Genomic DNA, 25,608 nt, shown 5'->3' on the forward strand with positions numbered 1-25,608 from the left:
GATTTCCCATTCCGCAAGGAAGTAAGATCCCTGAAAGATGATCAGGTTGATAGGTCTGAGGTGGAAGTGTGGCGACACATGGAGCTGACAGATACTAATCGATCGAGGACTTAACCTAAATGTTTGTGAAGCGTCTGACCGTTATCTAGTTTTGAGAGAATAATTTCTCGAAAAATGCACTTGCATTTTTTCAAATACATAGTATAATGATCTTTGTCACTAAATTGTCTGGTGATGATGGCGAAGAGGTCACACCCGTTCCCATGCCGAACACGGAAGTTAAGCTCTTCAGCGCCGATGGTAGTTGGGGGATTCCCCCTGCGAGAGTAGGACATCGCCAGGCAGGCATTATTCCGCAGTAGCTCAGTGGTAGAGCTATCGGCTGTTAACCGATCGGTCGCAGGTTCGAATCCTGCCTGCGGAGCCATTTATTGGAGAGCTGTCCGAGTGGTCGAAGGAGCACGATTGGAAATCGTGTAGGCGGCCAACGCCGTCTCAAGGGTTCGAATCCCTTGCTCTCCGCCACTTTAAATACATCTGGCCCGTTGGTCAAGTGGTTAAGACACCGCCCTTTCACGGCGGTAACACGGGTTCGAATCCCGTACGGGTCACCATTCTTTTTTGGACAGCACGCTAAAAAGCAGAAGGCGAATGCCAGAGCTTTTTGAAGAAAGGCATGCTAAGATCGCAACATCCTGTTGCAATGCATGCACTTGTACGTCCTGTACTGCGGAGGATTAGCTCAGCTGGGAGAGCATCTGCCTTACAAGCAGAGGGTCGGCGGTTCGATCCCGTCATCCTCCACCATTTCTATAAAAATCATATTATCGCGGGGTGGAGCAGTTCGGTAGCTCGTCGGGCTCATAACCCGAAGGTCGCAGGTTCAAATCCTGCCCCCGCAACCAAATTACTCATTAAATGAGAAGTATCCGAAGGGTGCAACTAAAATGGTCCGGTAGTTCAGTTGGTTAGAATGCCTGCCTGTCACGCAGGAGGTCGCGGGTTCGAGTCCCGTCCGGACCGCCATTTTAAATAAAGGCTCGGTAGCTCAGTTGGTAGAGCAACGGACTGAAAATCCGTGTGTCGGCGGTTCGATTCCGTCCCGAGCCACCATTTGCCGGTCTAGCTCAATTGGTAGAGCAACTGACTTGTAATCAGTAGGTTGGGGGTTCAAGTCCTCTGGCCGGCACTGTTTTGGAGGGGTAGCGAAGTGGCTAAACGCGGCGGACTGTAAATCCGCTCCCTCAGGGTTCGGCGGTTCGAATCCGTCCCCCTCCACCATGTTTTTAGGGGCATAGTTTAACGGTAGAACAGAGGTCTCCAAAACCTCCGGTGTGGGTTCGATTCCTACTGCCCCTGCCAATTTTAATTCACAATTTATGGCGGTTGTGGCGAAGTGGTTAACGCACCAGATTGTGGCTCTGGCACTCGTGGGTTCGATTCCCATCAATCGCCCTTAATATTGGGCTATAGCCAAGCGGTAAGGCAACGGACTTTGACTCCGTCATGCGCTGGTTCGAATCCAGCTAGCCCAGTTTTCATCTTTCTTTATCATCCTGCATATGATAAGATGAATATTAGTTAAAATGCGGAAGTAGTTCAGTGGTAGAACACCACCTTGCCAAGGTGGGGGTCGCGGGTTCGAATCCCGTCTTCCGCTCCAATTCTTAAAATGATGGCGGCATAGCCAAGTGGTAAGGCAGAGGTCTGCAAAACCTTTATCCCCGGTTCGAATCCGGGTGTCGCCTTATTTGCCTCGTGCCGGGGTGGTGGAATTGGCAGACACACAGGACTTAAAATCCTGCGGTAGGTGACTACCGTGCCGGTTCAAGTCCGGCCCTCGGCACCATTGATCACACACATGCCGGTGTGGCGGAATTGGCAGACGCGCACGACTCAAAATCGTGTTCCTTCGGGAGTGTCGGTTCGACCCCGACCACCGGTATCACTAATCATCGTATTGCCAAACGATGAAAGAGCGTTCCTTACAAAGGGGACGCTCTTTTTATTTATTCCTTATCTTTGAACAAGTCTGCAAGAATTTTTTCTTAAGGACTGCGAGCTCCGGAAGCTGTAGGAACATACCGTGAGATATTATCGAAATGAGCTTAATAAGGTGCAGCTTACAGAGGCAAAATATATCTGGCGACCCCTCGTCAGGAGCATATAAAGTGGAATATCATCGGATATATACGCAGCGGAGGACTAAAGACCGGAAGCAGATCGTCACTACATTCAGTCGACAATAAGAGCAGCAACTTTTAAGCCAGCTGAATCTAGAACATTCACAGATAACCGAGACTATTCAATGATGCTGCTCTTATTGAAGACAGGTATTCGGGAGAATGAGTTCGCAAGCCTAAAATTTAACAGTTGTAAAAATCGAAGAGAAGAATCAGTCATACACGTAAGAAATGCCAAAGGGAATCAAGAAAGAAGTGTATCGATTACGCCATAATGAAGAAGCAGCTTAAAAAGTATATTTCTATCCGAGGGTATGTCGAGGCAGACGCAACGTGTATTACTCTCGATAGAGAGTCTGTCATTGAAATAAGAAACATTTGAGAAAAGGACAAATAAGTTTGCCGTAACTTCCTAGGGCGGTAATCGCACAGTAAATTATATAGGCAAGCCCTCACTTTTTATTATCCATTTATAGGGTAAAAAGTAAATTATACAAATTCCTTTGCAAAGATTGGGAACTTTCTGTAAAATGTTCTCATAGCGATAGAGGCAGTAAAGTGTGGGAGGTTTGACAATGAAAACAGTAGCCTCTGTGAACGTAGCCAATCTCATCAATCAGTGGTATGTTCACATAAAAAAAAGAGATGTCTCAAATGCCGTAGAACTTAGGGACAGAATAAAAGGCCTTTTAAACGTAATGGAAGAAGATCAGGACGTTTTGCTTTACTTTAATCTACTTGATTACAGGTTCAGAGTATTAATGGAAGACGTCGCGGGGGAGCCGCAGCTTCCGCCTATTGCTGAGGATAAGGCGAAGACAGACGGTTTGTTAAGATACTATCACTTTCTCTTTAAAGGAATGTATGAAAGTGCGAGGAGCAACTACTCTAAAGCGCTTAATTGTTTTAGAGTTGCCGAGCGGCAGCTCGATAATGTCGAAGATGAAATCGAAAAGGCCGAGTTTCATTATAAGCTTGGAAATCTCTATTATTTTACGAAAACAACTCTACTTTCTTTTCATCATCTTTCAATCGCGAAGAGCATCTATAGGGCTTATGAAGAATATAAGACACAGTCGATAAACTGTACGGTGCTGCTCGCACTCAATTATATAGACGACGGACGTTTAACAAGAGCTGAAAATATGCTTAATAGTTGCGCAGAAAGACTGATCAAGATGGGCGATAATCATCTGCTGGCGGCTGTCTACTATGATCTCGGCTTTTTAAAAATTCAAGAGGATAAACACGAAGAGGCACTCAAGTATTTCGACCTCTCATTTAAAACAGATGACATCGAAAAAAATGCGCCTATTATGTACATGCAGTGCATATACGAGTCAGCTAGATCGACTTATAAGATAGGTGAGGTTGATAAGGCGCTTAAGTGGGTTCATCTTGGTTTTGAGTTTGCTCAGAAAACGAATAATATCAACTTTTCGCTCAAATTCTCGATTTTAAATATATGCTATAGCGCTCCCCTCGAGGGTGTACCGCAAGTAAAAGAGTTTATCGAAATGCTCGAGGAGAGGGAGGCTTACGTAGACATTGAGGCGCTTGCTGAGGATGTGGCCAACGTCTACAGCTCATTAAATAATTACAAATATTCCACATACTTCTTGGAAAAAGCAATAAAATCAAGTAAACTAACAGGAAAGGAGGTTCTTTAAATGAAAAAACTTATTGTAACTGCTTTCCTTACTACATCGCTTGGACTCGTTTTAACCAGCGCAGCAGACTTCCTCGCAGAAAGTATTCAAACAGCAGACTCAGTAACATTACTTGCCTCAAGAGGAGCGGGCTCATAAAACAAAAATACAACAGTAAGAGGGCGGCTATTACAGCCGTCTTTTTTATGATTTCCATCGCATTGAAAGAGGAAGTGTATGTGAAGGGAAGTGCTTCATAATGAACTTTGTGCAGCCTATCCGGGATATGGACCAGATTTATTATATAAAAAAATTCCTGAGAGAACGGATTGAAAGAAACTAGCTGCTTTTCGTCACCGTCATAAACTCAGACTTGCGTATATCCGATTTACTTCGTTTAAGAGTCCGCAACGCCAAACGAATGTACATCGATTTACGCGAGAAGAAAACCTGCAACCAGAAACGGATCAAAATAAATAAGGCCCTAAAAAAGGCCCTGGCCGATTACATTAAAGACAAGGATGACCAGGAATTTTTGTTTAAGAGCCGTGAAGGGCTTAACAAACCAATCAGCAGAAGCACGGCATATAACATATTGAAAGAGGCGGTGGAATTCGTCGGGCTTAATGGCATCGGTACCCACACCATGAGAAAAAATACTCTTTTAAGGCTTCTCATTATTATTGATTTTGTCTTTATAAACTTTTAATATTGTCGTGTTTAAATCACTGATTTCTGAGAAATGCCATTCAAACGTCGTTAGAATTCTATGAAGTTCAAATAACATTTTCTCTATTTCATCACCATCGTTCTTATCCAATGAACTAAAATTGTTTAATATAACATCTAAATCTCCAGTTAACATCCTAAAATCCTCAAGGTTCTCGTACTGTTCATCTATATCTTCTTTATTTACAATAGTAATACTTGAATTAAGTTTATCTAATATGTCCAATATTCCTTCTAACTTTTTATCCATATAAATTCCTCCACAATTATTTCCAGCCCTTAACTACTCGTCCAAGTGCTTTTTTAGTCTTATCAGAGTTTAAAGCACCATCTAAATTCAATACGTATTTCACATTACCTGTCTTATCTATTACTTCTAAATGGTCTTTATGTAATGCGTCAAGATAAACTCCATAACCCTTTTTCAGATATGGGTTATCCGTCTTCTTTTCTACCTTATAAATTGATTGTCCATCGTACTTTACTTTTGATTTTGACAAGGAATTACTTATTGATTTTCCAAATTCCATATCAAAAAACTCATTCATATTTGAAACAGGTTTAACACTACCCTTAGAGCTTTTCTCAACCTTCGCAACTTTCTTTGCCGTCTCTTCGCCTTTAAAGAACTTAAATCCTTTTCTACCGTATTTCAGCAGCCGTCCAACAGGTGTTAAAGAAGTTCCGGACGCAGCACGCTCGACATCAGAGACTTTTTCACCTGTGTCCGGATCTCTGCCTGTTATGACTCGAACCGCATCATTTCCGCCCGCTATTTCTTTTGCAACAAAATCCCCTATATCATTTACTGGTTCTAAAGGAGTTCCTTCAAAATCTCGCTTAAGATTCCCTTGGCTTCGACTTTCTGGAATACGTTTAACAGCTTCCATCTCTACTTTGCCGTTTACAATGTACTCTCTTACGATTTGACCATTTTCATATACATGGTAACGCCCACCGATATATTTAATGTCTGACGGATTTTGAACTACTTCATCGGCGACATCAACTGTTTTGACCTTTTTCCATCCTTTATGATTATATAGTTTACCATCAATGACCCGAATATCTCCATAAACCTTCGGATGTTTTTCTGCTTCTTTTTGTAACGTATTCAAAGCAAAATCGTTCGCATAAACGTCTTGATTGATATTTTCTTTATTGTCTGCCCTCATCACCGTATACACATTGGATCGTTTATTTTTGTTGAGCTTTTCAAGCATCATCTCCATCGGAGACGGCTCGGCATTCTCCAGTTGGCCCTGAAGTCCGCCAGGTAGTCCGTTTGCTTTAGTGTTATCATCCGGCTTTAAAATCGCACCTTTTTGATAACTGGTGATTTCAATTTTGGGCCCGGTATACATCCTTTCGAGCCGCGCCATGTATCTCTGCATTGTCTCAAGATCGTTTTCAGCCGTTTTGAGGGCGTTTGTCTGTTCGCGGTCAAACGCATGTAGCTTTTCAAGGGTCGTGCTGATTTCCTTTATCGCTTTCTGATTCTGTTCATGAAAACCGCTGTCATTCAAATCCGGTAAATCAACGATATGGCTGACTTTTGCGATCGTTGCGTTGGTCTTGGAAACTAAATGTTTTGTTGTGCGGTCAGCCGTATTTAAGCCATTCTCCAGCTCGTGTTCGAGAAAGTTTTGTGAAATAAATCCATTATGGTTTGTTTCCAGGGAATTCAACGCGCTTTTCATTTTCTTCAGCGTGGAACTGTATTCCTCTATAAAAGTATCATAGAACTGTAGAAAAGGAGTGTGACATTCTTCATAAAAATTACGAATGGCATCGCCGCCTTTTCCTTTTAAAGCATCATCAAGTGATGTGATCCCCTCAACGGCTTTTTTGACTTTGGCGAATTCGTCTGATTGGTGTTTTAATTGTTCCAGCGTTTGATCTATCGCATTGTGTAACGCCTGAACATCAAGAGTCTTCATGGCATTCTCCTCTAATACTTTTCGTTACAATCAGTATATAGTTTACCACTTTATAGAAAGGACTTGGTGAATATTTCCTGTCCAACCATGAAAATGAATCATTAGGCTTAGGTCATTATTTCTATTAATTCATTTCGATTATCGTAAACAAGTTTGTTGTAGCATTCTTTAGGCTCTGTGACTAAACCAAAAAGCCATTTGTTTTAAATTTGTCTTTCGGTATCACGAAAATTTCATTTGATGCATATGTGATTCGAAGAATCAATTGTCTATTCGTTGTTGCTGGGAATTGCATTGATTTATCAACGAATGATCAAGCTTTACCGTATCTTTTAAGCGCTAAGGAATCCGCGGAAGACATTCAAAACAAGGCGATTGTTGCAAAGGCTCTTTTAAATGTCGCATACTGTTATAATGCAATGGAGAGACCAACAAAAGTATTGAATACTTTCATAAGGCGATTGATGTAGCAAAGGAAATAAAGGCAAAAGAACTGACTCAGGCTTATTATGATTTGGCTTTAATTACTTTCGAAGTAACGAAAATATTGAAGGACGAAAATTTTATGAAAAGGCGCTTGAAAGTGCGCGGGTATTTGAAGATGAATTATTCCTGTGTCTGTTGGATGTTTTAGAAGTACTGTTTATAAAATCAGCTAATAAGTCAGAGGTACTAGAAACAATGAAACCATTACGGGATAGTCGTGGTTACCCCTATCTTGAGGAACTGGCATTAGAAGCAGCTCTATTCTATACTAGGAATGAGCGGCCAAATGATTCCATATTTTTTAATGATCAGATGGTGCAGGCTCAGAAACAAATCAAAAGGGGCGACTTTCTGTATGAAATCTAAGCTGTTTCTTTCGTTGACCCTTGCTTTGGGCTTGTTGGTCGTGTCGAGCGCTTCCATTCACACATCTGTTGAACAACAACACGCAGAATTTTCTGTAGCATCTAGGCTCGCAACATAATTGTGTTTGGGCAGGTCATTTGATGGCCTGCCTTTTTGATGAAAAAATTATTTGAATTTGAAAACGAACCTATGCCAAAATCTTGGACGACTTGTATAAAGCAGAACGATTGTGTTGATACTCATATTTCTTCGTCCTTTGTGTTGGAACTTTTATCATATCCATCTTTGAATATGCGGCTGTCCGCATTATTAACAATTTACAATTTTTTCGTTCGAATTTTATACAAAGGCAGACAAAAACCTTGATATATCAATGGTTCTCTGGGTATATTTGACCTCGCCCACCGGTATCACTAAACACCGTATTGTCAAACGATGAAAAAGCGTTCCCTGTGTAAGGAACGCTCTTTTTGTTTATTCCTCATCAACGCGGAGAACCGCCAACATATTCGCAATGACCAACTGTTGTCCGCACTCTTCATTTATCGCACCGTGAAATGAAGCACCTTGTCATCAGCAAGGTGCTTTTCTTTATGCAATGATATGTTCCAATTCTCCGATCGCCTTTTTACGTTTTGTTTACAAGTTGATCAAACTTTAGCGACATCCGCCCGCTATATTGAATACAGCAAGATCTCATCCAAATATAGACAAAGGAACATTTCGAGGAGGAATACAGTTGTCAATTCGCATTAAATTGCCTGACGGGTCCGTCAGAGAGTTTGAGGAGGAAGCGAGCATTGAAGATGTCGCTGCTTCTATTAGCTGCGGTCTGGAACAGGCGGTTGCCGGTAAATTAAACGGAAAGCTTGTAGATTTATCAACCCCGCTTCAGGACGGTGCGCTCGTTGAAATTGTTACCCGGGACTCGGCTGAAGGGCAGAAGATCGCGCGTGAAAAATCGCGGGGGACAGGGCGTATTGTGGCACTTGATGCAGCTCGGGGGCTGGCGGTCATCGGGATGTATTTGCAGCACTTCGCCTTGAACGAAACGAACGGTTCGATCGTTTCCGGGAATACGACGCTTCTATTTGTGCTTTGCGGCGGCATTTCCTATTCGATCATGGCCGGGCGCATGATGGATCGAGGAATGGAGCCGGCTGCATTTCGGACGCGGATGCTTGCCCGCGCGGTATTTATCGACATGATAGGATATCTGCTCATTATGCTGAATACTCCGTTCGGGGTGATATTGCCCGCTTATGCTGCACTGTTTGTGCTGGCGTTGGTGCTGATTCGTCGTTCGACACGTGTGCTCGTTACAACAGCAGCTGTTTTGCTTGCAGTGAGCCCGCCGCTGATGATTCTCGGAGGCAGCGTCCTGTCGGAAGCATACTTGCTTGGTGATATGGCAGGCGGTCCGATGTCCGCGCTCGCACTTGCACCCGCTTTCGTCGCCGGTATGGCAATCGGGCGCTTTGATCTGACCAAGATGCGTACCGCACTTTCGCTAGTAAGCAGCGGCGCAATCATGCTTATCGTCTCTAAAGTTTTGGGTACTTTCGTTCTTCCAGGGCTGAGCCGTTCCTTCGAAGAGTGGCTCGTAAGTGTTCAAGGCACGGCCGGCGCCGAACCGGATCAGTATGCAATCTGGCCGCACAACGTGGCGCCGCCGCTGTGGCACAATCTTCTTTCGATTGCTCCGCACAGTGCGTCAACTTTTCAGACGATGCTGGGGCTTGGGGTTGCCTTTCTGGTGCTTGGATTGGTATGTCTCGTGCCGCAGAAGACTTCTGCCGTGTTAAAGCCGTTCGCGGGAGTCGGACGTGTAGCGTTGACGATGTATGCAGCACAGTTTGTTGTCATATGGGCTCTTGAAATCTCGGGAGCCAAGTATGATATCGGGGCCATTCCATTCGGTGATCTGTTCGTCGCGTTCGTGGCGACGGTGACAGGGTGGCTGATTGCCCGGCTTCCTGCCGGTCCGCTCGAGACAGTGATGCGCCGCTTTGACCGGGCATTCAGCACCTTGGGACCTGTCACGGGACCGACGACACTGAGGTAGGCGGTCTTCAACATTTTGCCTGAAGGAACCGTCTGAGCAGGCAGCTCCTTCAGGCTGTTAGCCTATCGGGAATTCCGGAAGATATCGGAGAACAATGGATGAGTGCATGCTGAATCAGAGTGCGAGGCAGGCTCTTGTTCATGAAATGCAGCCCCCTCATCCTTGTATTGGCTTTTCTCTGATCAAATTTGCAATTTGAAAATATCACGAAATGGGGATGGCATTTTTCTATGTTTAAAAAATCGTTCACAAAGTGTTATCTGATCTTGGTTTTATCGTTTATGATGCTGCTTGGAGCGATAACCCCAGGCGTTGCTATGGCGCAGACTGCCAAGGGGACGGCGTCCGGTCAGCAGACAAAAACAAAGACTAAAAAATCTCAGAAGTTAAAACTGGACAACAATGTTGCTTCGATGACAGAAAAACGAACGCTTCATGCTGCGTTTAAGCTTCCGCAAGGTGTTGATGTGAAAAGCTTAAACTGGACGTATGACGGCAAACCGCTGTCTCAATGGAAAAAATATAAGGTCCGTGATTACACCGGTGCACCTTTCATTACTGTTAGCCATGTAAAAGTAACCAACGGCAAAGTTCATGCTAACATCAACTTCGATCTTCCATACGATACAGACAACCTGTCAGAGCCGCGACTGCAGCGGCCGCTATACGCGTCTCTGATGGGCACATATGATTTGGCGGCAACAATGAACGGACGAGTGGTTGCCCATGCTCCCGTAAAATTGACACCATATGACAGCTTCCGCACTTACGACGAGCTGAAGCCGGAGATCGATGCTGTTACAGCAAAAGCTGCGCAAAAAAACAACAGATATATTAAAACGACTTCCATCGGTAAATCGGTCGAAGGCCGTGATATCTATTTGACAGTGCTTGCCAAAGATAAAGCCGCTGTCGATAAGTATCAGAAGGTGACTCACCCTGCCATGCTGAATGATCCGAAGAAATTGCAGGCCGACATTAAATCCGGCGCATTTGGCGACTATCAGGTGCCGATCTGGTTGAACAATATTCATCCGAATGAAGCGCCTGGAGTCGACGCGATCATGAATTACTTTAAGTCAATGGCGTTGGATAAGAGCATAACGTATGATACAGTCCTGCCGAATGGCAAGAAAAGCAAGACAACGTTGAATATAGATGATGCCTTGAAACATGTTTTCTTCCTGTTCGTTTATACGGACAATCCGGATGGCCGGGTTCATACGACACGTTCCAATGCTGAGGATTTCGATTTGAACCGGGATAATTCATATCAAACCCAGCCTGAGACGCGCAGCGTAACAGAACAAATCGCGAAGTGGTCGCCGCTGTCTTTTCTGGATATGCACGGGTTCGATTCCAATTTCCTGATTGAGCCCTCTACTCCGCCTCATAACCCGAACGTTGAGTATGATCTTTTAATTGATCACATGGTGGAACAGGCAAAGGCTATGGGTGAGGCGGGGATTGCAAATACGAAGTACGACTACTATCACATCCCTTATGAAGAACATCGGAAAACTGCGGAAGATCCGAATTATGTGTCAAAAGGCACGGCTTCGGGATGGGATGATGCATCTGCAGCATATACCGCTGCATTCGCCATGTATCACGGTGCGATGGGGCACACGCTGGAAACGTCCGAGTCGAATGAAGAGTCTACCAAAGCTCTGTATTACAGTTCTGCGGCAGCTGCAAAATATGTAGCCGGAAAGAAAGAAGAACTGTTCCTGAACCAATTAAAAATATTCGAGCGCGGGGTAGACAATATCGATGATCGCGCTGTCGATCATTACTTGGTCAACGCCAAAAACGAAGAGATCGGCCGTCCGCGGCAGGGCAACCAAAACTTCTTCCCGGAATATTACGTACTCCCGGTCGATAAAAACATTCAAAAGAATGTGTTGGAAACCTATAAGATGGTTGAGTACTTTCTTCGCAACGGCGTAAAGGTTGAACGATCAACAAAAGCGGTAACCGTTAACGGAAAAACATATCCGGCAGGATCATTTATTGTAAACATGCACCAGGCAAACCGCGGCCTCGCGAACTTGGTCTTGTATGATGGAATAGATGTATCTGATTATGAAATGATAGCCGGTGAGATGATTCAAAATTTCCATGATATGCGAGGTTTTGACCGTTATGTCATTCGCGATGCCGGGGTGTTCAAAGGCAAGACTTCTACCATCACATCCGTATCGTTTCCGGGAACTAAAATGCCAAAACGCTCAGCTTATGTGCTGATCCAAAACACAAACAATGATGCGATAAAGGCAGTCAACGAATTACTGGCAGCCGGCAAGACCGTTACAATGCTCACCAAGAGCGGATCAGGCTATCAAGCGGGCGACTTCGCGGTTGCCTACAAGGACCTGTCCCCATTAGCTTCCAAGTACTATCTTGATGTGAGCGCATTCGGCCATAAGAAACCAAGCGGCAAAGTTCTCAAGGCTTCTACTGTAGGAGCATTGGGTGAAGCGGCATATGTACTGAAAAATCTCGGGTTTAACGTCACATCAGAACAGGCGGGCGCAGATGTGCTTGTCAATACGTTCGACTCTTCTAAATATGTTAATAAAGGAAAGCCTTACATTGCATTTGGAAACATGGGGATGACGAATGTTCAGAAGTGGATCCCCGGATTTTCTTTTAAAGGTCCTGAATGGGAGAGATACGAAGGCGTCTTCTTGGCAAATGTCATGCAAGATCATGCTATTACAGCTCCTTACAATAAACAGGAATACTTCTACACAGTCACTGGTTCTTATATTACCGCTGTTCCAAAAACGGCAAAAGTGCTTGCGGTGATTGCTGATGAAGACCATTTCTTTAAGGCAGGCTGGTGGCCGGGACATGATGCTGCCAAAGGAAAGATAATGGCTTTCACGTATAAAGATCACAACAAGAACTTAACTGTTTTCGCTAACGATTTAACCAATGACGATCATCCGCAGCATCAATATCGGCTGCTGGCGAATTCGATTTTCAATGCCGCTCCTGGAAAAACTGAAAATGCTTCATCATCAAAACGATGAGAGGCTGGAAAGCTGAAGTGCAAGCGGGCTGCCGCAGTGGAGGCGTCTCGTCTAAACAGCCGGATAGACAAGCTTTGAAACGAACATTGAATCATCGTTAGCAGTGCCATGATTTATAGATCAGACTGCCTTTCTTTTGAAGGGCAGTTTTTTCGCGTCTGACGGGTCTTCGTCGTTTGCTTTGCGGGCCGGAGTTTTCCGCAAGTGCATGCTTTTCATGGGCGGCCATATGCTTCCAGCCTTTCTTGAATCCTTCCCATTTTTTTATGCAGAAACTTAAGGTTAAAAAAGACGATAAGTGTTCCGGTTATGGCTGATAAGATCATTGCAGGAAAACTGAATTTTTCTATCTCTGCGGCAGCGGTCAGCAGATAGCAACAAAATGGCAGCATAAAGATCGATGTTAATATGCCGGGTACATAATGTTTAAATTTCAACCACAGGACGATGTGAAAAAGGAAATGAACAGAAAAAGCAAAAAAGAAACCAAACCAGACGATATATTGATTAAAATAAATACTGATGACAGTTACACCAACAGCTAGAATAAATTCTTCGAGCACAGCGCAAACAAAAGAAGCGGTTTTGGCATGTCCGAATGGAGCTTTTTTCAGTTGTTTCAGTTCGTTTCGATATCTTTTGCCCCATGCCTCGACCATCACCATCTCTTCAAAATCATGCAGTATAAATAAGATCGGCAACATCCAAGCGATAAATTGCATGTTTTCCATTTACATTCCCCCTCTTATGTGCCACAATTGTGACATTTCATAGAGAACAAAGTCAATAAGGCAACGAAAAGTGCTACATTGCCATAAAAAGTGCGACAGGAGCGAGAATATGAAGCAAATGCCCTCAAAAACAGCTCAGCAATCTAAAAGCTGGCTGACGCTATCATTGTTGGAGCTTATGAAGGAAAAAAGCTTTTCAGACATTACCATTACAGAAATAGCGGAAAAAGCGCAGCTTGACAGAAGAACATTTTATCGGCATTTCCATTCAAAAAAAGATATATTAGACCGCTATTTTGAGCAGCTTTGCAGTGAGTATTCCAATTACATTGTTCAGGAAAAACATATTGACTTATCCAGTCTTGGACATGCATACTTCAATTTTTGGAGCCGACATGCCGATTTTTTACAAGCCCTTCATCAGAATCAATTGTTTTATTTGGTTGTTGAGAAATATAATGAACTACTTCCTGATCTTCATCAAAAGTTTAAAGAAGAAACCTTTCATTTTAAAAGCGAAATCGATTTGGAGTACGGGCTTTCATTCAGCGCAGGGGGCTTTTGGAACATCCTTTCAAAATGGTTTGAGAGAGGCCGGAAGGAAACTCCTGAAGAAATGAGTCGTATTCTGCAAGGAATAGTAGATTCATTTTTAAATAAGCAAGCTTTCGAAAGGTGATCTCATATTGGTATATGAGTGCTTGAAGCGTTTAGCCTTCTTTCTTAATTTCTGCTTGTGCTTACGGTCAATCTTCGGTACCGTTAATGCAAAGACCCTTGTAATATAGAGAACAGGAGTGAGGCCGTTGGTGAATACGGTGAAGATACGAGGGGTGGCCATCGGAGAAGGAGCCCCGAAAATTTGCGTGCCGCTCATCGGAAAAACGCATGAACAATTGAAAGAAGAAGCTGCTTTTCTTCTATCCATTAATCCGGATCTTGCCGAATGGCGGGCGGATTTTTTTGAAGATGTCGAAGACGTTGACAAAGTGAAAGAGGTATTGGCTGACATCCGGGAGATCTTAAAGGATATCCCGTTGATATTTACATTTCGCAGCGCGGAGGAAGGCGGCGAAAAAGAAGTCGGTAAGGAATTTTACTTTGCCTTGAATCATGCCGTAGTCAAAACAGGGCTGGCAGATGTGATTGATGTCGAGCTGTTCAATGAAGAGCATTATGTGGAAAAACTGGTTCAAGCGGCTCATATGCAGCATGTCTTTGTCATTATATCCAACCACGATTTCGGGAAGACGCCGAGTGCGGAAGAGATCGTTTCCCGTCTCCGAAAAGCCCAGGATCTTGGCGCCGATTTTCCTAAGATCGCGGTGATGCCTGAAACACCGGCAGATGTGCTGGTGTTGCTTGAGGCGACTCATATGATGCATGAGCGGTATGCGAAGCGGCCGATTATCACGATGTCGATGGCCGGAAAAGGCTTGATCAGCCGGCTCGCCGGAGAGGTATTTGGCTCGGCCGTGACGTTCGGCGCAGCTAAAAAAGCATCCGCACCTGGCCAAATTGAGGCGGCGGATTTGAAACATATACTCGATGTGCTTCATCGCAATTTATAATCATTGGGTGCGCCGCTAAGGTCCCTTTTATAGTTAAAAAGATTCATATATTTTTCCAACCTTTTCACTTGCCAAATCGGTGTGTTACGATAAAAAATGAATTGAATAGCTTTACTAGGGGTGCCCGAATGCGGGCTGAGAGAGAAACACGTGTTTCTTAACCCTTTGGACCTGATCTGGTTCGTACCAGCGTGGGGAAGTAAAAAGGATTCGGGAGAAGATGGGGAATGGGTATGGTCCGTCTGTCTTCCAGTGATTTTACTGACTGTAAAACCAGGTTCATCATATGAGCCTGGTTTTTTTGTGCTGGTGCTGTTCCGGAGTTTCGTCCTGATCAATTTTTTAGAGGGGAAGGATTTTTACATGAAACAGGAGTCAGTACAGCAAAAAAACATCTCGATCATGTCAAGTTTTTCAGGGAGCCGCAAAGTGTATGTCGAAGGGGCGCGGCCTGACATTCAAGTGCCGATGAGAGAAATTTCGCTAAGTCCGACGACGGGTTCGTTTGGCGCCGAAGAAAATCAGCCTGTCCGCGTTTACGACACAAGCGGTCCCTATACGGACGCGAATGCGGAGGTTGATATTCTGAAGGGGCTGAAACCTTTGCGGGCGACCTGGATCAGGGAGCGCGGCGATACCGAAGAATATGAAGGCAGAGAAATCAGACCGGAGGATAACGGCTATAAAAGCAAAGAGAAAGCGAGCCACAGCTATCCAGGGTTGAAACGAAAACCGCTGCGCGCGAAAAAAGGTCAAAATGTCACCCAGCTGCATTACGCAAGAAAGGGGATCATTACGCCTGAGATGGAATTTATCGCGATCCGAGAGCACGTATCTCCCGAATTTGTTCGTGATGAAGTGGCAAGCGGACGGGCGATTATTCCGTCAAACATCAACCATCCGGAAAGCGAACCGATGATTATCGGCCGCAACTTCCACGTCAAAATCAATGCCAACATCGGCAATTCCGCTGTCACCTCTTCGATAGAAGAAGAAGTGGAAAAAATGACATGGGCCATCCGCTGGGGCGCCGATACGATGATGGACTTGTCCACAGGTAAAGATATTCATACAACGAGGGAGTGGATCATCCGCAATTGTCCAGTTCCTGTAGGAACCGTGCCGATTTATCAGGCGCTTGAAAAAGTAAACGGCGTCGCGGAAGATCTCACTTGGGAGATTTACCGCGATACATTAATCGAACAGGCTGAGCAAGGCGTTGATTATTTTACGATTCATGCCGGCGTCCTTCTTCGGTATGTGCCGCTGACGGCAAAGCGCGTCACCGGAATCGTATCCCGCGGCGGGGCAATTATGGCGCAATGGTGTTTGGCTCATCATGAGGAAAGCTTTCTGTACACCCATTTTGAAGAGATTTGCGAGATTATGAAAACATACGATATCGCATTTTCGCTCGGGGACGGCCTCCGGCCCGGCTCGATTGCCGATGCGAATGATGAAGCCCAATTTGCCGAATTGGAGACGCTCGGTGAGCTGACGGAAATCGCCTGGAAGCATGATGTTCAAGTGATGATCGAAGGCCCGGGACACGTGCCGATGCATAAAATCAAAGAGAATGTCGACAAGCAGATGGAGATTTGCAAAGAGGCGCCGTTTTACACGCTCGGCCCGCTGACGACCGATATTGCACCGGGCTACGACCATATTACATCGGCGATCGGAGCGGCGATGATCGGCTGGTACGGTACGGCCATGCTTTGCTATGTGACGCCGAAGGAGCATTTGGGACTGCCGAACAAAGACGATGTCCGCGAAGGCGTCATAACATACAAAATCGCGGCCCATGCGGCTGACCTTGCAAAAGGGCACCCCGGCGCGCAAATCCGCGATGACGCGCTTTCCAAGGCGCGCTTTGAATTCCGCTGGCGGGACCAGTTCAATTTGTCGCTCGATCCGGAAAGAGCGCTTGAATACCATGACGAAACCCTTCCTGCGGAAGGCGCCAAAACGGCACACTTTTGTTCAATGTGCGGGCCTAAATTTTGCAGTATGAGGATTTCCCAGGATATTCGCGACTATGCCAAGGAAAACGACCTTGATGAAGAAAAGGCTATTCAAAAAGGATTGGAAGAGAAGGCGAAGGAATTTAAAAAAGCAGGCGGCAGCATTTACAGGTAAAGACGGGCAATACAGCAGATGAAAGGGGAACCTTTCATCTGTTTTTTTATAATATGGGGTTGACAGGTCGGAATAATATGAATTAGTATGTTGTTTAATATTTCGGAAAATTCCATCAGCGCTGATCGGTCAACCGAAGGCTCTTATCTCAATTGGGATAAGAGTTTTTTATTTTCAGTTTAGAAAAGAAAGGGGAACAAGATGTCTTTATCAATTCGTGTGAATGAAAAAGCATTTGGAAACGGCAGCCTTAAAACAAGCGTGCTTCAAGACGTGAAGCTTACGGTCGAAAACGGCGAATTTCTGACTGTCATCGGTCCAAGCGGGTGCGGGAAAAGCACGCTCTTAAAAATCGCTGCAGGTCTTGACGGGGATTATGAAGGGCGAATCAGCATGAACGGAAGAGAAATCAAGGGCCCGGGGATTCAGCAAGGCTTCATCTTTCAAGAGCATCGGCTTTTTCCATGGCTGACGGTTGAGCAAAATATCGCCGCAGATTTAAGCCTGAAAGAACCGGCGGTGCGAAAAAAAGTCGATGAATTGATAGAAACGGTGCGGCTGAAAGGCGCGGAGAAACAGTATCCGCGCGAGCTGTCCGGCGGTATGTCGCAGCGGGTCGCGATTGCCAGAGCTTTGCTCAGGGAGCCTGAGATTTTGCTGCTTGATGAACCCTTCGGCGCCTTGGACGCCTTTACGAGAAAGCATCTGCAGGATGTACTGACAGACATTTGGCGAGAAAAGAAGATGACGATGATCCTCGTGACGCACGATATTGACGAGTCGGTCTATTTAGCTGAGCGGGTCGCGATTCTTACCGCAAAGCCGGGGAGAATCCACAAGCTGATTCCGGTCGATCTGCCATTTCCGCGCAGCAGAACATCGCCCGTTTTTCAATCAATCAGACAAAAAGTGCTGAAAGAATTCGAGACAACGGAAACATTCAGCTTTCAGGAAGGTTCAGGGATATGAGCAGAAAGGAGCGGAAAAACGTGAAAAAATGGCCGTTGTATATGCTGGGCTGCCTGATGCTTCTTGCGGGCTGTTCAGCAGCCCAATCAAGCGGAGGGGGCGGAGATTTAAAAGAGATCAACATCGGAGTGCAGCAAAGCTTAAGCCCGTTGCTCCTTGCGAAAGAAAAAGGCTGGTTTGAAAAAGAGTTCGCAAAAGAAGGGATTCAAGTGAAATGGACAGAGTTTCAAAGCGGTCCGCCGCAGTTTGAAGGTCTTGCCGCAGGTAAACTTGATTTTTCCCAAGTCGGAAATTCACCGGTGATCGCAGGGCAGGCGGCCGGCATTGATTTTAAAGAAATCGGTCTTTCGCAAGACGGTTTAAAGGCGAACGGCATTCTTGTGAAAAAAGGGAGCGGCATCGATGACATAAAAGATTTGAAAGGAAAGAAGGTGGCGGTGGCAAAAGGCAGCAGCGGGTTCGATTTTCTGTATAAAGTGATCGATAAAGCAGGTCTGGAGCCAACAGACGTCAACATCATTCAGCTTCAGCCTGACGAAGCCATGCCGGCATTTGATAGCGGCGCGATTGATGCATGGTCGATTTGGGAGCCGTTTTTGTCCCTTAAAACGATCAAAAGTGACGCGGCAATATTGGTTGACGGGGAACAAATCGACAAGTATTCCCCGGGTTTTACGCTTGTACGAAGCGAATTTGCCGAGAAGTATCCGGATGAGGTGACCCGTTTTCTCAAGGTGTATGACAAGGCCGTGAAATGGCATAAAAACCATAAGAAGGAAGCGGTTGAAGTGTATGCGAAAATTAAAAATCTCGACAAAAAGGTCGTTGAAAACGTGCTGAATAACACCGAACCGTTAAATGAGCCGATCACAGACCGCATTATTGAAACGCAGCAGGAGACGGCCGATTTTCAATACAAATTAAAAGCGATTAACAAAGAGATTGATGTAAAAGAAGTGGTTGACAATTCATTTCGTATCAGGAGAGCTTTTTACTCATTTAGGCATCAGCATTCAGCGCGCCGCACTCGGCTTTTGCCTGGGGGCCGGACTCGGGCTCCTGCTGGGGCTAGTGATCGGGTTTTCAAAAATCGCCGAGGATTATCTCGATCCCTCTCTGCAAATGCTGAGAACCGTTCCGCATCTCGCCGTCACGCCGCTGTTTATTTTATGGTTCGGTTTCGATGAGCTGTCAAAGGTGCTCTTGATCGCGCTCGGCGCCTTCTTCCCGGTATATATCAACACATTTTCAGGGATCAGGGGCGTCGATTCGAAACTGTTCGATGTGGCGAGAGTATTGGAGTTCCATTGGCTGAAGCAGGTGACAAAGCTGATTCTTCCCGCATCGCTCCCGAACATCCTCTTAGGCATCCGCCTGTCGCTCGGTGTTTCGTGGCTGGGCCTTGTTGTTGCCGAGCTGATGGGATCAAGCGCCGGAGTCGGCTATATGATTATGGATGCCAGACAGTTTTCACAAACCGATAAGGTGTTTGTCGGGATTTTGATTTTCGCAGCCGTCGGCAAGCTGACGGATTCATTCGTCAGAATTCTGGAAAAAAAGTGCCTTGGCTGGAGAAACAGCTATCAAGGTAATCAAAAGTAAAGGGGAGATTTTTTTGGACATTTTATGGTTTATTCCTACTCATGGCGATGGACGTTATCTTGGCACAGACACGGGAGGAAGAGCCGCAGATCACACCTATTTTCAGCAGGTAGCGCAAGCGGCTGACCGGCTTGGGTATACAGGGGTTCTTCTGCCGACGGGAAGATCGTGCGAAGATCCGTGGATTACCGCCGCCGCTCTGGCGCCAGTCACGAAAAATCTGAAGTTTTTAGTCGCTGTAAGACCCGGTTTGATGCAGCCGTCGGTTGCGGCGCGGATGGCTTCCACATTCGACCGGCTTGCAGAGGGCAGACTCCTCATCAATGTGGTCGCCGGCGGGGATCCGTATGAATTAGCCGGCGACGGCCTGTTTATCAGCCATGATGAACGGTATGAAGCGACAAATGAGTTTCTCGACATCTGGCGGTCGCTTTTAAAAGGCGAGACTGTCAGCTATTCGGGGAAACACTTGAAGACCGAAAACGGCCGCTTGCTCTTCCCGCCCGCCCAACACCCTCATCCGCCGATTTATTTTGGCGGTTCGTCAAAGGCGGGGCAGGAGACTGCCGCCAAACACGCGGATGTTTATTTAACATGGGGAGAGCCGCCCCATCTCGTTAAAGAAAAAATCCAATCTGTCAAAAGACAGGCTGAAAAAGAAGGGAGAACCGTCCGGTTTGGAATCAGACTGCACGTCATCGTCAGAGAAACGGAAGAAGAGGCGTGGCAGGCGGCAAATAGACTGATCAGCCACTTGGATGATGAAACGATTGCCGCAGCCCAAAACGCGATGAAACGGACGGATTCATCAGGGCAAAAGAGGATGGTCCAGCTTCATCAGGGAAACAGAACCGATCTTGAGATCAGCCCGAATCTTTGGGCGGGCATCGGACTGGTCAGAGGCGGAGCGGGGACAGCGCTCGTCGGTGATCCGGAAACGGTGGCCAGCCGGATAAAAGAATATGCTGACCTCGGCATCGAATCCTTTATCTTCTCAGGTTATCCTCATCTTGAAGAAGCGTACCATTTTGCCGAAAAGGTTTTTCCGCTCCTTCCGTTTCGCCCGAAACTTCAAAGAAAAGCGTCAGGCGAAGTCATCGGAAATGACCATTTTCCGACGAGGCAAAAGGAAAGGACGATTTAAATAAAAAACTCCAGAATGTCTGGAGTTTTTTATCTGTTTTTATAAAATGAAAACATATACGAAAGATGCTGAATAATGATCAGCACAAAGATGACGATGATCGGAAAATACGGGATCCTGACTTGGAAAAACGGATAAAAGATCAATAGAAGCGCTGCGACTGGCATCGCCACATACAGCACGATATAAGATGTTCTGCATGCTTTTGCGGTAATCATCTGTTCTCTTTCATCCTGTTCTTTAAATTCGTCAGGGACGAGCATAAAGCGCTGCTTGCGTGAACCGCTTTTTTTCTCCAAGTATGTGTAAATCGAGAGGACGAGCCCAAAGAGAAGGATGGGAATCAGATTAAAAACAAAATGGAGCTCTGAAGCGTTTGTTTTCAGGCTTTTGGCGATTTGTTCCGATGTGTGAAAAAAGGTTATAAACGTCCAGCATGCGAGTCCGAACAGAAGGATGTGAAAGAAAGTTCGTGTTATCATATTCATTTGTGTTTGCCTCCCTCTAACCAAAATACGTCTTCCATTTTTAATTGAAATTCCTCGCAAATTTTCAAAGCCAAAAGAAGTGACGGGATGTAATTGCCTTTTTCAATGGCTGCAACTGTCTGCCTTGTAACCCCGATGGCATTTGCAAGGGCTTCCTGTGAATACCCGTACCTTGCTCTCAATTCTCTAACCCTGTTGTTCATCCTACCACCTGCAATTCTTCGTTTATATAGTATATTTGACATATTGTTAAATGGGTTTGACATAATGTTAACTTGATTTTACAATACAATCAACATCTTTTGATCTAGGATCGGCAGGTTGTTAACTGTAACATTTAAATTTATACATAAAATTAACAGAAATGGAATAGGTAAAATAGAATCATCTCGCTTTTTAAAAAAAGGGGACTTTGAGAGTGTTTTGGGATTTGGATTTCAGGATAATGAGAGTCTCATTAACCGGTTCTTTTTTCTTAACATCCTTGAAAGACACGAGATTTATAAAAAGAAAAAATGAGAGAGAAAGAAGGAGGGGAAATAAGACAAAAAGATTATAAAGACATCATAAAGGGGAAATGGGGCTTTCATCTTCTCTGCCAAGCCGAAAAGCGTGGGCCATTAGGTTGAAAAACCGAGAGATCCTTAAATAAATAGTTGGAACGTAGTGTTTATGAAATAGGAAAATTCATAGATTTCAGTATGATTTTGGATATGTTACTCTTTGGTTACTTGATAGAAAGGAGGGGGAAAAATGACATACGCAGCACCTCAGGTTGACTATTCTGTCAATCCGTCGATCGAAGATCAGGCTTGGTTCTTGGTGTTTGTTGCAGTGCTTTTGGCACTTGGCGCAACTGTTGTTCTTGGCGCCGCTGTATGGTGTGTAGTTAACGGAAACGGCAGCTTCACAGGATCCGTCCAATGGGTCAGCGGTTTGAAAGTCAACATTGAATGTAGGAAATAGCCATACTTAAAGTATCTGTTCACAACAAGAGACATATTTGATGAGGCTTAACCGTCTGTGGGGGACGGTTAAGCTCTCCCTGACATTAATCATACCCTGGAGGCATTATGTTTATAATAGATAACCTATCTAAAACATATAAAAACAATGTGACTGCCGTTAGCGGGTTTCAAATAAAGATTGAAAGAAATCAGATTGTCGCGATAGCGGGTCCGAACGGTTCAGGAAAGACGTCGATCATTAATTCCATTTTAGGAATCATTACGCCTGGCGAAGGAACCATTCTTTTGGATGACTTGCCGAACACGACGGCGGAATTCAAGCAAAAGCTGGCGTATGTTCCCGATGAACTGCTTTTGCCTGATGCCCTTTCAGCTGCCGAATATTTGGATTTTGTTTCTTCTATGTATAATTGTACATCAAATGAAAAGCGGAGACAATTAATTGAGCTTTTCGATATGAAAGAGGCTTTGCAGGAGCCGATTGAAACGTACTCACACGGAATGAAAAAAAAGACGCAGCTGATCGCTGCTTTTATGCTGGAGAGCGAATTTGTCATTATGGATGAGCCGTTTCGCGGGCTCGATATAGAAGCGGTCATCAATACGAAAAAGCTGATGAAGCGCTATGCGGCCACACAAGGGTCGATACTGCTTGCGACTCATGACATGCTTTCTGCGGAAGAATTGTGCGATAAAATTGCGATTATTTCCAAAGGCGTCAAGATGGATGAAGGAAAAGTCAAAGAATTAAAGGCTAAATACAACAGTAATTCGCTTGAAGAAGTATTCTTGAAAGCTTCGATGCTGAGTGATAGGGGTGCGCATTTTGATCAAATCATTCGAAATTTCTAAAATGATGCTGAAAATGTGGCAGAAGGAAATGGGCAAGCTCTTAAATACCGGCACCAAAAAAATGATCGCCGCTCTTTTTTTAATTTTGGCGGTTGCGATGGGGAGCATCATTGGCTACAGCTTTACGGGAATGTTTTTAAGCGCTTTTCTGAATGGAGACATTCGCTCACTCGGGTTGTTCGTGATTTCAATGTTCATGAACGTCTCGATTTTTACGTTTGTTTTCTTCATTTTATTTAAAGTAAGGACGCCGGAACAGAACAGCTTCTCCATGCAGCTGAGCTGGTTCCCGCTGACGGCTTTCGAGAGGAGTCTCGGATATTTTATTCCGTTTGCCGGTGCGGTTTCATTCCTTGTCCTGTTTATCATGTCCATTCTGCTGATTCCGAATTTTGTCGCCAGCGGTGTAGGCTTTTGGTTTGCTTTTACGTTTTTTGCCCTGCTTTTTGTGCAGATCATTTTTTTCTTTTCGCTTCTCAACCTTGTTTATAACCTGGTGTATATGGTGATCTTGAAATTCGGTTTTCCGCTGCAAAAATTTTTTTCAATGTTTGTTCTTGTCGTATTAGCTGTGATTTACGGATTCACCTCTTTTGATCTGGGGAAGATTCAGAACGCTTATTCAACCTTTGATTATAATCTGACGTATTTTGCAGCGCCGCTGTTTCTCGTGCTGAACGGTCAGTCGGCAGGCGCCGGAATCATACTGGTGGTGCTGATCTTGGCAGCCGCAGTAACTGCTTCGTTTATGTCGCTGAATGTTGTGCCGATCCTCACTGAAAAAAAATCATCCAAACTGTTTTCATTTATTAAAATCCCGTCGTCAAAACCGCTGTCTTTGGCGGTGAAAGAAATAAAATCACAGGCCAGAAATGAAGAAAATATTTTAAACTTCATTTTTTTACTTTTGGCTCTCTGCTTTTTAAAATACAAATTTCAGTTCGGATTTACCGGGGAGAGCTATTTGGTGCTTGGAGGCTTGACAGGCATCATCGCATTCAATTCATATGGGAATGATCTGCGGATGATGCAGGTGTACAAGGCGATGCACTTGAAAATCACAACGGTTTTGTGGTCAAAGTATCTCGGGCTGTGTGCGCTTGGTCTCATTCAACTCTGCTTGTTTTCCGTGTTGACGTGGACTTTTCCGGAGAGCTTTGCGGTCTTTGTCAAGACGATCGCCGTGCTGTTAAACGCGATTGCGATGTTCTATTTAGCGGGCATTATTTTTCCGCTTGACCGCAACAACCCTTATATGGGGATCTTCTCTTTCGGAATGCTCCTCATCTTTATGATCCCGCTGTTTTTCATCGTGAATTATGCGGTCGATAAAGTCACGGGCGAAGCGCTGCTGTTTTTCATACCGTGTCTCGAATTACTGCTGATCCTGCTGTTATACGGAGGGTTTAAATGGAGGTACCATTATGATCATTAGGATGTTGAAAGCACTGGTCGGAATCAAAAAAATCCCCTATTTTCCAGAGCATGTGAAGCTGGATCGGAAGCATATTTCAGATCGCGATCTCGATGCGGATTTTCCCATCAATCCGACAGCTTATCAAATGCTGAAAGAAGTCGACGGAAAAAAAGACGAACTGGAGATAGCCGGGGATCTGGCCGGCGTCTTTCGCGTCAGTGAAGAGGTGTTGCTAAAGGATTTGCACCAATTGCTGACAGGGCTCAACCGCAATTATTTAATCAATTGGAAGTACGGCGAACGCCCGTCGTTCCTCGGTTTTCTCTATCAGTTTTTCGGCCAGTACCATATTCGCTACAAGGAAAGGTTCTCAAGCGATTCTGATTCATTTCTGTTTTTGTACATGAAATTTCTTCATGTGATTTCTAAGAAAATTATTGTTTTCTGGCTCGTCTTTTTACTGCTGTCGCTTACGGCTTACATTTTCGTTCCGGACGGTTCAATCATCAGCATCGCCGCTTATTTTTCCGTCATCTATTTCGGGTTGATCACCGGCACAGCGCTTCATGAAGTGGTGCACGGCATCGCGCACCGGAAATTTGTCGGAAAAAACGGGCCTCAAGGGTTTTTAGCGGCTGATATGATGTCCGTCAAATTTATCAGGCCTGTCATATCGCCGTATGATAAAAAGTCGATTTGGATTACTGCGTTGGGGCCGCTTATACCAGGGGTGCTCGGAATAGCCGGCGTACTGTTTACGATCTTTTTTCTTCAGGAAAACGCGGTCTCGGTCGGCATGCTTCTGTTCTTTTCCACTTATGCTCTGCATATGATGTATCTGCTTCCGTTTATGGGTGACGGAAAGTCGATTATGAAACAGTTGATGATCAGAGGAATTGGAGGTAAATCATCATGAATACAAACTCTTTAAAGCAGGGGCTGATCTTTGCCAGTTTCTCAAGCTTTCTCGCATTTCCGATGCTTGCGGCTGCGCTTTTGTTTTATCATCTTTTTTCAAATCAAACGAGCAACGATATCCTGTTTAACAGTTTGTCGTTTGTCATGGAGAGCGAATCGGCTTTTTCATTCCAGGTGAAGCCAAACTTTTTCTTCATTATGATCGGGCTGTTTATCGGCATTTTTATGATAACGGCCGCGATTGCATCAATTTATCAGAAAAAAAAGGGTGAATCTTAAAAGAGCTTGCTTGTTGAGGCAGGCTTTTTTTATTTGCATCGGCAGTCGGGTTGTGATAAATTTAAATCGTAATC

General features: G+C 44.8%; 21 protein-coding genes, 16 tRNA genes, 2 rRNA genes, 2 pseudogenes and 1 riboswitch. Of the genes and pseudogenes, 36 read left to right on the forward strand and 5 right to left on the reverse strand.

The genetic code is table 11. The features are described from left to right. From MST20_RS00005 to MST20_RS00105, 22 genes are all read left to right on the forward strand, one after another. Positions 1-118, forward strand: a 23S ribosomal RNA gene (locus MST20_RS00005); the annotation flags it as partial. 109 nt (positions 119-227) lie between these two features. Then, positions 228-343: ribosomal RNA gene (gene rrf, locus MST20_RS00010) — 5S ribosomal RNA — on the forward strand. 9 nt (positions 344-352) lie between these two features. After that, positions 353-427: transfer RNA gene (locus tag MST20_RS00015), tRNA-Asn, on the forward strand. A gap of 6 nt (positions 428-433) precedes the next feature. Then, a tRNA-Ser gene (locus MST20_RS00020) sits at positions 434-525 on the forward strand. Positions 526-539: 14 nt separating this feature from the next. Continuing rightward, positions 540-614, forward strand: a tRNA-Glu gene (locus tag MST20_RS00025). 117 nt (positions 615-731) lie between these two features. Beyond that, positions 732-807 (forward strand) — tRNA-Val (locus tag MST20_RS00030). Positions 808-828: 21 nt separating this feature from the next. Next, a tRNA-Met gene (locus tag MST20_RS00035) sits at positions 829-905 on the forward strand. A gap of 44 nt (positions 906-949) precedes the next feature. Continuing rightward, positions 950-1,026: transfer RNA gene (locus tag MST20_RS00040), tRNA-Asp, on the forward strand. An 11-nt stretch (positions 1,027-1,037) separates the two neighbouring features. Next, positions 1,038-1,113: transfer RNA gene (locus MST20_RS00045), tRNA-Phe, on the forward strand. A 3-nt stretch (positions 1,114-1,116) separates the two neighbouring features. Further along, positions 1,117-1,189 (forward strand) — tRNA-Thr (locus MST20_RS00050). A 7-nt stretch (positions 1,190-1,196) separates the two neighbouring features. Continuing rightward, positions 1,197-1,281, forward strand: a tRNA-Tyr gene (locus tag MST20_RS00055). A gap of 7 nt (positions 1,282-1,288) precedes the next feature. Beyond that, positions 1,289-1,362, forward strand: a tRNA-Trp gene (locus MST20_RS00060). A 20-nt stretch (positions 1,363-1,382) separates the two neighbouring features. Further along, positions 1,383-1,455 (forward strand) — tRNA-His (locus MST20_RS00065). 8 nt (positions 1,456-1,463) lie between these two features. Next, positions 1,464-1,535: transfer RNA gene (locus MST20_RS00070), tRNA-Gln, on the forward strand. 53 nt (positions 1,536-1,588) lie between these two features. Continuing rightward, positions 1,589-1,663 (forward strand) — tRNA-Gly (locus MST20_RS00075). 14 nt (positions 1,664-1,677) lie between these two features. Then, positions 1,678-1,748: transfer RNA gene (locus MST20_RS00080), tRNA-Cys, on the forward strand. 12 nt (positions 1,749-1,760) lie between these two features. After that, positions 1,761-1,849: transfer RNA gene (locus tag MST20_RS00085), tRNA-Leu, on the forward strand. A 14-nt stretch (positions 1,850-1,863) separates the two neighbouring features. Then, a tRNA-Leu gene (locus MST20_RS00090) sits at positions 1,864-1,945 on the forward strand. A gap of 300 nt (positions 1,946-2,245) precedes the next feature. After that, the gene (locus tag MST20_RS21305; protein ID WP_481747890.1) at positions 2,246-2,458 is read left to right on the forward strand and encodes a tyrosine-type recombinase/integrase; all 213 of its coding nucleotides are present in this window, start codon (positions 2,246-2,248) and stop codon (positions 2,456-2,458) included. A 300-nt stretch (positions 2,459-2,758) separates the two neighbouring features. After that, positions 2,759-3,853 (forward strand): response regulator aspartate phosphatase, encoded by a 1,095-nt coding sequence (locus tag MST20_RS00095; RefSeq protein WP_243939220.1) that lies wholly within the window; start codon positions 2,759-2,761, stop codon positions 3,851-3,853. Beyond that, entirely contained in the window at positions 3,854-3,991 is a 138-nt protein-coding gene (locus MST20_RS00100; RefSeq protein ID WP_167564596.1) for a hypothetical protein, read from the forward strand. Between the two features lie 262 nt (positions 3,992-4,253). Then, positions 4,254-4,541: a tyrosine-type recombinase/integrase gene (locus tag MST20_RS00105; protein WP_376711831.1), complete on the forward strand. Its 288-nt coding sequence runs from the start codon at positions 4,254-4,256 to the stop codon at positions 4,539-4,541. Here the strand turns inward: MST20_RS00105 and MST20_RS00110 are convergent. Further along, on the reverse strand, positions 4,497-4,811 hold the full coding sequence (locus MST20_RS00110; protein ID WP_106070804.1) for a hypothetical protein: 315 nt from the start codon (positions 4,809-4,811) through the stop codon (positions 4,497-4,499). The two genes, MST20_RS00105 and MST20_RS00110, sit on opposite strands and share 45 nt — an antisense overlap. A 16-nt stretch (positions 4,812-4,827) precedes the next feature. Beyond that, complete coding sequence (locus MST20_RS00115; RefSeq protein WP_243939221.1) at positions 4,828-6,501, reverse strand: T7SS effector LXG polymorphic toxin; 1,674 nt, start codon at positions 6,499-6,501, stop codon at positions 4,828-4,830. Positions 6,502-8,092: 1,591 nt separating this feature from the next. Here MST20_RS00115 and MST20_RS00120 point away from each other — a divergent pair. Then, positions 8,093-9,418 (forward strand): TGS domain-containing protein, encoded by a 1,326-nt coding sequence (locus tag MST20_RS00120; protein ID WP_243939223.1) that lies wholly within the window; start codon positions 8,093-8,095, stop codon positions 9,416-9,418. A 230-nt stretch (positions 9,419-9,648) separates the two neighbouring features. Continuing rightward, entirely contained in the window at positions 9,649-12,456 is a 2,808-nt protein-coding gene (locus MST20_RS00125; protein WP_243939225.1) for a M14 family metallopeptidase, read from the forward strand. Between the two features lie 215 nt (positions 12,457-12,671). On the opposite strand, the gene MST20_RS00130 is transcribed toward MST20_RS00125, so the two are convergent. Further along, entirely contained in the window at positions 12,672-13,187 is a 516-nt protein-coding gene (locus MST20_RS00130) for an HXXEE domain-containing protein (RefSeq protein WP_243939227.1), read from the reverse strand. Between the two features lie 109 nt (positions 13,188-13,296). Here MST20_RS00130 and MST20_RS00135 point away from each other — a divergent pair, with 109 nt between their 5' ends. From MST20_RS00135 to ssuD, 7 genes and pseudogenes are all read left to right on the forward strand, one after another. Further along, complete coding sequence (locus tag MST20_RS00135; RefSeq protein ID WP_243939228.1) at positions 13,297-13,866, forward strand: TetR/AcrR family transcriptional regulator; 570 nt, start codon at positions 13,297-13,299, stop codon at positions 13,864-13,866. A 127-nt stretch (positions 13,867-13,993) separates the two neighbouring features. Next, positions 13,994-14,758, forward strand: a complete 765-nt coding sequence (gene aroD, locus MST20_RS00140) for a type I 3-dehydroquinate dehydratase (protein WP_243939230.1) — start codon at positions 13,994-13,996, stop codon at positions 14,756-14,758. A 106-nt stretch (positions 14,759-14,864) separates the two neighbouring features. Then, positions 14,865-14,973: riboswitch (TPP riboswitch) on the forward strand. A 148-nt stretch (positions 14,974-15,121) separates the two neighbouring features. Beyond that, positions 15,122-16,897, forward strand: coding sequence for a phosphomethylpyrimidine synthase ThiC (thiC, locus tag MST20_RS00145; RefSeq protein WP_243939232.1), 1,776 nt, complete (start codon positions 15,122-15,124; stop codon positions 16,895-16,897). A 201-nt stretch (positions 16,898-17,098) separates the two neighbouring features. Beyond that, the gene (locus MST20_RS00150; RefSeq protein WP_065643541.1) at positions 17,099-17,866 is read left to right on the forward strand and encodes an ABC transporter ATP-binding protein; all 768 of its coding nucleotides are present in this window, start codon (positions 17,099-17,101) and stop codon (positions 17,864-17,866) included. A gap of 41 nt (positions 17,867-17,907) precedes the next feature. After that, a pseudogene (locus tag MST20_RS00155) lies at positions 17,908-18,840 on the forward strand (aliphatic sulfonate ABC transporter substrate-binding protein); the annotation flags it as partial. Position 18,841: 1 nt separating this feature from the next. Then, positions 18,842-19,468: pseudogene (locus MST20_RS00160) on the forward strand (ABC transporter permease); the annotation flags it as partial. 13 nt (positions 19,469-19,481) lie between these two features. After that, positions 19,482-20,612: an FMNH2-dependent alkanesulfonate monooxygenase gene (gene ssuD / locus MST20_RS00165; RefSeq protein WP_065643539.1), complete on the forward strand. Its 1,131-nt coding sequence runs from the start codon at positions 19,482-19,484 to the stop codon at positions 20,610-20,612. 29 nt (positions 20,613-20,641) lie between these two features. Here the strand turns inward: ssuD and MST20_RS00170 are convergent, their stop codons facing one another. Together MST20_RS00170 and MST20_RS00175 are read right to left on the reverse strand one after the other, a co-directional pair. Then, the gene (locus tag MST20_RS00170) at positions 20,642-21,100 is read right to left on the reverse strand and encodes a hypothetical protein (protein WP_065643538.1); all 459 of its coding nucleotides are present in this window, start codon (positions 21,098-21,100) and stop codon (positions 20,642-20,644) included. Then, entirely contained in the window at positions 21,097-21,303 is a 207-nt protein-coding gene (locus tag MST20_RS00175; RefSeq protein WP_065643537.1) for a helix-turn-helix transcriptional regulator, read from the reverse strand. Before MST20_RS00175 ends, MST20_RS00170 begins: the two co-directional genes overlap by 4 nt. A gap of 550 nt (positions 21,304-21,853) precedes the next feature. On the opposite strand from MST20_RS00175, the gene MST20_RS00180 reads away from it, so the two are divergent. The 5 genes from MST20_RS00180 (at position 21,854) to MST20_RS00200 (ending at position 25,534) form a co-directional block, all read left to right on the forward strand. Next, positions 21,854-22,066: a hypothetical protein gene (locus MST20_RS00180; protein WP_020450662.1), complete on the forward strand. Its 213-nt coding sequence runs from the start codon at positions 21,854-21,856 to the stop codon at positions 22,064-22,066. Positions 22,067-22,173: 107 nt separating this feature from the next. Next, entirely contained in the window at positions 22,174-22,920 is a 747-nt protein-coding gene (locus MST20_RS00185) for an ABC transporter ATP-binding protein (protein ID WP_065643535.1), read from the forward strand. Next, the gene (locus tag MST20_RS00190) at positions 22,886-24,355 is read left to right on the forward strand and encodes a hypothetical protein (RefSeq protein ID WP_243939234.1); all 1,470 of its coding nucleotides are present in this window, start codon (positions 22,886-22,888) and stop codon (positions 24,353-24,355) included. Before MST20_RS00185 ends, MST20_RS00190 begins: the two co-directional genes overlap by 35 nt. Beyond that, positions 24,345-25,253, forward strand: coding sequence for a PqqD family protein (locus MST20_RS00195; protein WP_243939235.1), 909 nt, complete (start codon positions 24,345-24,347; stop codon positions 25,251-25,253). Before MST20_RS00190 ends, MST20_RS00195 begins: the two co-directional genes overlap by 11 nt. After that, positions 25,250-25,534, forward strand: coding sequence for a hypothetical protein (locus MST20_RS00200; RefSeq protein WP_243939238.1), 285 nt, complete (start codon positions 25,250-25,252; stop codon positions 25,532-25,534). Before MST20_RS00195 ends, MST20_RS00200 begins: the two co-directional genes overlap by 4 nt. Positions 25,535-25,608 lie beyond the last annotated feature (74 nt).

It is taken from the genome of Bacillus sp. B19-2 (assembly GCF_022832475.1).
GTDB classification, from domain to species: domain Bacteria; phylum Bacillota; class Bacilli; order Bacillales; family Bacillaceae; genus Bacillus; species Bacillus paralicheniformis.